This is a genomic window from Gemmatimonadota bacterium, assembly GCA_016209965.1.
Lineage (GTDB): Bacteria > Gemmatimonadota > Gemmatimonadetes > Longimicrobiales > RSA9 > JACQVE01.
The window spans coordinates 1-5,281 of record JACQVE010000209.1 but is presented as its reverse complement, the minus strand read 5'-3'; the positions used below and the strand labels follow the sequence as shown (position 1 = coordinate 5,281).

Below are 5,281 nucleotides of genomic sequence, written 5' to 3'. Positions count from 1 at the left end.
TCTCGGCTCGGCACGTTCCTGGAGCGGGATATCCCGCAGCTTGGCATCGCGATCCCGGCCGACACGCTCCGCCGGCGGCCATGGCGCCGGCGTAATCCAGGGCGGAGCCCGGATCCAGCGTGATCTGTTCTTTTCGCGGCGCCCTCTGCGCCCTAGCCTAGACGGAAAATCCCGAACGCCGCCCGAAAGTGCCGGCAGGACGACGGCTTTTCATGTGCCGGAGGTCGGCGTAGCCGGTGAACAACTCTGCGGTGATCACTCTGCCTCCGGGGGTCGAGGCGTGCCGGGCACAGGTGCGCTTGACTCCGCCCACTGCTACGTTGCCTGCATGAGCTATCGCGACGTGCTCACGTTCGCGGTTGACCTCGAGTCGAGGGGCGTGGTATCCGACGTGACCATCGGCGGATCGGTCGCCCTCATACTTCACGCCGAGCCCATCCATACGGACGACCTCGACCTCTTCGTCCATTTGCGGAGGACCGGCACAGTGATCGACCTCGGGCCCATCTACCGTGCGGCTGAGGCCGCGGGGGCCGCCGTCGATGGCGAGTATCTCCGTTTCGGAGCCGCGAAGTTCCAGTTTATTGTGGCGGGAACGGAGCTCGAAGAGGAGGCCATGGCGCAGGCCGAGACCCTCGAGGTCTGGGGCCTTCGCACCCGCGTCGTGTCTCCCGAGTACGTCATTGCCTTGAAACTCGCCACGTTCAGGTCCAAGGACCAGACACAAATCCTGCACCTCCTGAGGACGGCGAGACGGAGCATCGACATGGAGGCCCTCGAGGTGATTCTCGGAGGACACGGGCTTCTGGCGCGCTGGCACCAGTTCCGGAAGCAGTGGCCGTGAGCGAGCACAAGGGGCCGCTCGAGGAGGTGCGCGCGGCCATCTTCGCCGCAAAGGAGGCCAGCCGCGTCGCCGCCGCGAACGCGTCGCCCGAGGAGAAGTTCGCGATGCTCGAGGTGATGCAGGAACTCGCTGACGCTCTTCGGGAGGCGCGTGCCACGCTGCGACCGAGCGCGAGCAGAAGTGACAAGACGCCCGGATCCTGACCGGTTCGCGTCGTGCCTCCGGCCTTGCGGCAGGAGAAGAAACGCCGGCGCTTAGCCAGACTCGGTGGTCAGTTCCTCCCGGGGCCTCGAGGGCCTGGCCCTGCCGTTCTTCGTCCTCGAGGTCCGCGAGGCCGACGGCGAGCAAGCCGCGCACGTACCGGCGAGCCAGCGGGCGCATGCGATCAGTTTCCCGGGCGGCGGGCTCTCTCGGCGCGGGCCGGTCCTTGCCGGGAATCCCCGCAGCCGCGGCGAACCGTTTCGACTTGACGCTGAAACCCCCTTTGTATATACTATCTGGTATAGACCAGACAGGAGGTCACCAGCCATGTCTCGAAAGCTCCAAGCCGGGCGCAACCGGGGTGGTGCCGCCGGCAGCGGCGTGGTGCGAGAGGCGAGGCTGTTCATGAACGGTCGAAGCCAGGCGGTGCGTCTTCCGGCCGACTGCCGCTTCGAGGGCGATTCCGTGTACGTCAAGAAATGGCGAGGCGGGGTGATCCTGCTGCCTAAGGAGAATCCGTGGCAGCCGCTGCTGGACAGCCTGGGCACGTTTTCGCCGGATTTCATGGCCGCGCGCGCGCAACCGGGGGTGCAGGGTCGTCCAGCGCTGGATGCGCTGTTCCAGGGCTGAGCCATGCCGCCGAGGTATCTGCTGGACACCAACCTGTGTATCGCGCTGATTCGCAAGTCATCGCCGAAGGCGGAACGAAGGTTGGCACGCCGTCGGGTAACAGACGTGGCCATCTCTGCCCTGACGGTTGCCGAGCTGGAGTATGGTGTGGCGAAGAGTCGTCAGCCGAAGTTGAATCGGGAGAAGCTGGATCTATTCCTTCAGCCGCTTCAGGTCCTGTCTTTCGACGATGCCGCCGCCCTCGCCTACGGCGCGGCTCGTGCCAGTCTGGAAGCCCGCGGTCACATGATCGGGCCGATCGAGATGCTGCTCGCCGCGCAGGCGCTCAGCCTCGAGGCGACGCTGGTCACGAACAACACCGCCGAGTTCCGCGTGGACGGGCTGAAGGTGCAGGACTGGACGAAGTAGCCGGGTGAGCGCTCAGGGCTGAAGCTGCGCGCCAGGCCGGCGCGCCCCCGAAGCACCGGCCCGCTCACCCCCTAGCCGCCGCGGCCCTGCGGCGCGCGCAGCGACTTGCGGATGAACAGCTCGAGGGCCACCACGTCCCGGGCCTGCATCCCCCGCTCCCCCCAGTGCGGCATGCCGCGGTTGTTGCCCAGGTAGATCTTGCGCCGCAGTCCCATGGGATCGTTGGCCAGGCGCCAGTCGGGCTCGAGGAAGGAGGGCGGGTGGATGGTGTCGCCCCGGATCACATAGCCGCCGTCGCCGCGGCCGCGCGGGCCGTGGCAGGGTGCGCACACCCACTTGAAGACGTCGGCGCCGCGCGCGATCGCCGCACTCTCACTCTCCCAGACTACAGTGTCGAAGGTCGCTGCCGGGATCTCGGCCAGGGCCATGATAGCGGCCGTGTCGATGGCGGCCGCGTTTCCCCCGGCCGCCGGCCGGTCCGCGCCACAGCCGGCGAGCAGGAGCAGGAGCAGAGTCGCCAGACCACGCATGAGAACCTCCAACGCAAGGCTGGGTCTTGGGGAGTTCGGCCTGACCGACGGCGGCGTCTGCCTCTACTCGCCTCCGTCGTCGCGGAGCGCTTCCTGCGCGAGATCGACATTGCCGCCCGCCCACTCTTCGCGCCCCGAATACGCCACCCGGCAATCTCGTCCCCAGACTCCCTGCGCTACGAGCTCGCCGGCGAGGCCGATTCCGGGGCTCAGGCCGGATTTGAGGTCAGGACCCGAGAAATCCTGCTGTCCGCAGGTGATCGATCACTCCGTTCACAAATGCCCCGGCGTGCTGCAGGAGCTGGCGAAGCGCATCCGCGGAGAGCCGGAATTCCGTCGCGTAGTCCGCGGTCTGCCGCTGATTGAAGGCCTCGTGCAGCCATCGGGAAAAATCTTTGGGGAGAACCCCTGGCTTCACGTAGATGCGGTCGAACAGCAATATGGCGCCGCCATGCCGGGAGGTTTCCTGCGCGCGGGTAGCCAACAGTGCCAGCACGGCGTAGAACATGGCGTAGTACGCTCGATTCACGGCAGATCTTTCCAGTCCTTGCGCAAGGTTTGTTTCCGCGGAACGGAGCGCCTCGTCCGCCTGATCCAGTCGGTAGCGAACCAGCGCCCGAATCTTCTCCTGTTCCGTCAAGCGGCCCGACCTTCACGGCGGATGTTGGCGACGAGACTGCTCGCGGACATCGGCCCCTGTTCGAAATCGTACGCGGACAGCATGACCGTGGTCAGGACGCGCTCTCGCTCGAACCCGATCTCCCATGCGATGTCGCGGATGGCGCTGTCGAGAGGATCGCGCCGCTCGGGCACGACAATGCAGAGGTCGAAATCGGACTCGGGGTGTGCGGTGCCCCGCGCCCGCGAGCCAAAGGCCCAGATTCGGGCCCGCGGCTCCAGCTCACGGACTCGGGCGGCGAACTCCTCCAGAATGCTGTGGTCCTCGGGAGACATGCTGACCCGGCCTTCAGCGGTGATCTGGGCCTTCGCTGGGGATCGCCCGCTTCGGCACGACCCGCGTCTGTACCCCACGCGTATTCATCCAACCCGCAATCTGCCGGGGTGGCGCGGCGGCGCGCAACACCGCACAATCCGCACAGCCCCCTGATCCCCGCTGAGCCACCCCGGCCATAAGTCTTGTGGCAGCCGTTTCCGCGGCGGAGCGCCCGGGGTCGCGTTGACTGAGGTTGGCCGGCGCCGTCGCAACGGGTTAATATGCCGGGCGGCAAGCGCCTAGAAGCCCTTTTCTAACCTGTTCTGGACGGGAGCTGAAAATGGTCAGCAGCAGTGCGCGCATCGTGCTAGTGACGGGCGCCACGGGGCATCAAGGCGGTGCCGTCGCGCGGCATCTTCTGCGCGATGGCTCGTTCCGCGTGCGCGCCTTGACGCGTGACCCGAGCAAGCCCGCAGCCCGGGCGCTGGTGGGGCAGGGCGCGGAGGTGGTGCAGGGCGATCTGGACGACCGCGCCTCGCTCGACCGGGTGCTCGAGGGCGTGTACGGCGTCTTCTCGGTGCAGAACTTCTGGGAGACCGGGTTCCAGCGGGAGATCGACCAGGGCGTGCGGCTGGCCGACGCGGCCCGGGCGGCGGGCGTCGAGCACTTCGTCTACAGCTCCGTGGCCAGTGCTCAGCGACAGACGGGGCTGCCGCATTTCGAGAGCAAATGGCAGATCGAGAATCACGTGCGGGAACTCGACCTGCCGCACACCATTTTGCGGCCGGTCTTCTTCATGGACAATTGGGAGAACCCGATGATGGCCGACCCCATCCTGGGCGGCAAACTCGCCTTCCCGCTCAGCCCGGACCGCCAGTTCCAGCAGATTGCCGTTGACGATATCGGCGGCTTCGCCGCGCTCGCGCTCGCGCACCGTGAGGAGTGGCTGGGACGGGAGCTGGACCTGGCCGGCGACTCGAGGAGCACCGAGCAGGTGGCGGCGGCGTTCAGCCGGGCGGTGGGGCGGGAGGTCACGTACTTCCAGGTGCCGTGGGACCAGTTCCGGCAGGCCATGGGCGAGGAGTACTACCGGATGTTCCGCTGGTTCCAGGACGTGGGCTATGACGCCGACGTGCCCACCCTGCGCGCGATCTATCCGCCGCTGACCGACTTCGATACTTACCTGAAGAAGGCAGGCTGGCCCGCTCGCCTGCCGCTTTAGGGCGAAGCAATGGCCTCCATGCGGGTCACGCCCTCCAGCCCCACAATGGCGTGCACCACCTGATCGGCCAGGCGGGCGGGGAACCAGAAGCCCAGCTCCTCGAAGGCGCGGAACGCGGCGCGCGCCTCGCGGTACGCCCACCCCAGCACCGCGCGCGCCGGCTCGCGGAACAGGCTCTCGACCAGCCCGGGCCGCGCCGGGGCTCCGCCCCACAGCTCGACCAGCTTGGCCCGCTGCCGGGAAGTGCCGTGGTGCCGGATCTGCGAGACCAGCAGGTTGTGGCTCCTGCGGTCCAGGTCGAACTCGAAGTCCGTGAGGTCATCCACGATCTGGAAAGCGGTGCCCAGCCGAGCCAGCGCCGGCTCCGCCCGTCGCACTCGCCGTCCTGCTTCGCCCGTTTCCAGCAGCTTGGGGGCGACGAAGGCCAGCTCGAAGAGCCGGCCGCCGCGCACGCGGTGCACGTGCTCGACCATCTCCTCGGGCCGCGGGATCTCTCTGACGCCCCCCTCCTC

General features: G+C 67.6%; 9 protein-coding genes. 5 read left to right on the top strand and 4 right to left on the bottom strand.

All coding sequences use genetic code 11. The features are described 5' to 3' along the window. Positions 1-328: 328 nt before the first annotated feature. The 4 genes from HY703_08405 to HY703_08390 all read left to right on the top strand — a co-directional run bounded on the left by HY703_08405 (position 329) and on the right by HY703_08390 (position 2,083). The gene (locus HY703_08405) at positions 329-844 is read left to right on the top strand and encodes a hypothetical protein (protein MBI4545201.1); all 516 of its coding nucleotides are present in this window, start codon (positions 329-331) and stop codon (positions 842-844) included. After that, positions 841-1,047 carry a hypothetical protein gene (locus HY703_08400; GenBank protein MBI4545200.1) on the top strand — a complete coding sequence of 69 codons (207 nt, stop codon included), beginning with the start codon at positions 841-843 and terminating at the stop codon, positions 1,045-1,047. The genes HY703_08405 and HY703_08400 overlap by 4 nt, the downstream gene beginning before the upstream one ends. Positions 1,048-1,429: 382 nt before the next feature. Beyond that, positions 1,430-1,675 carry an AbrB/MazE/SpoVT family DNA-binding domain-containing protein gene (locus HY703_08395; protein MBI4545199.1) on the top strand — a complete coding sequence of 82 codons (246 nt, stop codon included), beginning with the start codon at positions 1,430-1,432 and terminating at the stop codon, positions 1,673-1,675. 3 nt (positions 1,676-1,678) lie between these two features. After that, on the top strand, positions 1,679-2,083 hold the full coding sequence (locus HY703_08390; protein ID MBI4545198.1) for a PIN domain-containing protein: 405 nt from the start codon (positions 1,679-1,681) through the stop codon (positions 2,081-2,083). 71 nt (positions 2,084-2,154) lie between these two features. On the opposite strand, the gene HY703_08385 is transcribed toward HY703_08390, so the two are convergent. The 3 genes from HY703_08385 to HY703_08375 all read right to left on the bottom strand — a co-directional run bounded on the left by HY703_08385 (position 2,155) and on the right by HY703_08375 (position 3,567). Continuing rightward, positions 2,155-2,613, bottom strand: coding sequence for a c-type cytochrome (locus HY703_08385; protein MBI4545197.1), 459 nt, complete (start codon positions 2,611-2,613; stop codon positions 2,155-2,157). 226 nt (positions 2,614-2,839) lie between these two features. Continuing rightward, positions 2,840-3,253: a HEPN domain-containing protein gene (locus HY703_08380; protein MBI4545196.1), complete on the bottom strand. Its 414-nt coding sequence runs from the start codon at positions 3,251-3,253 to the stop codon at positions 2,840-2,842. After that, positions 3,250-3,567: a nucleotidyltransferase domain-containing protein gene (locus HY703_08375; GenBank protein MBI4545195.1), complete on the bottom strand. Its 318-nt coding sequence runs from the start codon at positions 3,565-3,567 to the stop codon at positions 3,250-3,252. The genes HY703_08380 and HY703_08375 overlap by 4 nt, the downstream gene beginning before the upstream one ends. A gap of 320 nt (positions 3,568-3,887) precedes the next feature. On the opposite strand from HY703_08375, the gene HY703_08370 reads away from it, so the two are divergent. After that, positions 3,888-4,769: an NmrA/HSCARG family protein gene (locus HY703_08370; GenBank protein ID MBI4545194.1), complete on the top strand. Its 882-nt coding sequence runs from the start codon at positions 3,888-3,890 to the stop codon at positions 4,767-4,769. Here the strand turns inward: HY703_08370 and HY703_08365 are convergent. Continuing rightward, on the bottom strand, positions 4,766-5,281 hold a 516-nt coding region (locus tag HY703_08365), incomplete at its 5' end, for a class 1 isoprenoid biosynthesis enzyme (GenBank protein MBI4545193.1). The genes HY703_08370 and HY703_08365 overlap by 4 nt on opposite strands.

Coding starts and splice junctions, on each gene's coding strand:
- HY703_08385 (MBI4545197.1), bottom strand. CDS start 2,613: ATGCGTGGTCTGGCGACTCTGCTCCTGCTCCTGCTCGCCGGCTGTGGC.
- HY703_08370 (MBI4545194.1), top strand. CDS start 3,888: ATGGTCAGCAGCAGTGCGCGCATCGTGCTAGTGACGGGCGCCACGGGG.
- HY703_08405 (MBI4545201.1), top strand. CDS start 329: ATGAGCTATCGCGACGTGCTCACGTTCGCGGTTGACCTCGAGTCGAGG.
- HY703_08390 (MBI4545198.1), top strand. CDS start 1,679: ATGCCGCCGAGGTATCTGCTGGACACCAACCTGTGTATCGCGCTGATT.
- HY703_08375 (MBI4545195.1), bottom strand. CDS start 3,567: ATGTCTCCCGAGGACCACAGCATTCTGGAGGAGTTCGCCGCCCGAGTC.